This window comes from Neisseria sp. P0021.S006, assembly GCF_051956895.1.
The window spans coordinates 1-616 of sequence record NZ_JBQCWZ010000858.1 but is presented as its reverse complement, the minus strand read 5'-3'; the positions used below and the strand labels follow the sequence as shown (position 1 = coordinate 616).

Below are 616 nucleotides of genomic sequence, written 5' to 3'. Positions count from 1 at the left end.
GACGATATTTTGCCGGTTTTGAAAAACTGGGCCGCCGCTTTGAAAACCGACGGATTATTGTTTTTTACCCACTTTGGCCGCGACAGCCTGAGCGAGCTGACAGGCCGTCTGAACCATGAAGGCATCGAATGCGAAGCGCCCACGCTGATTGATATGCACGACTTGGGCGATATGCTGGCTGACAACGGCTTTTACGATCCGGTAACCGACACGGCCAAGCTTGAGTTGAGCTATAAAAAAGCCGGGACGTTTTGGCAGGACATGGAAACCTTGGGATTGTGGAACGCGTTGAAGTTCAGCAATCCGCAAGCGGCAAAGGAATGTGTGGATAAGATTTTTGCCGACGAAGGCCGTCTGAACATCACGCTTGAAACCGTGTACGGCCATGCCGTGAAAAAATTGGTGTTGCCTCAAGGGGAGAATGTGGTGCAGTTTTTCCCGAAACGGCAGGGCTAGTTTGGCGGTTGTGGCGGTAGGGTTGACACCGCGATTGTGTGTTGACGAATGCGGTTTGTCGTTTGTATCGATTGCCTGCGCTGATTGAAATGTATGAAAAAGGCCGTCTGAAAAGTTTTCAGACGGCCTTTTGTTTGATTCCAAATTAAGCCTGTTTGGC

1 pseudogene is annotated in these 616 nt (G+C 50.3%); it reads left to right on the top strand.

Going from position 1 to position 616, the window contains the following annotated elements:
- Positions 1–456: pseudogene (locus tag ACTHUM_RS17530) on the top strand (methyltransferase); the annotation flags it as partial.
- Positions 457–616: the final 160 nt, after the last annotated feature.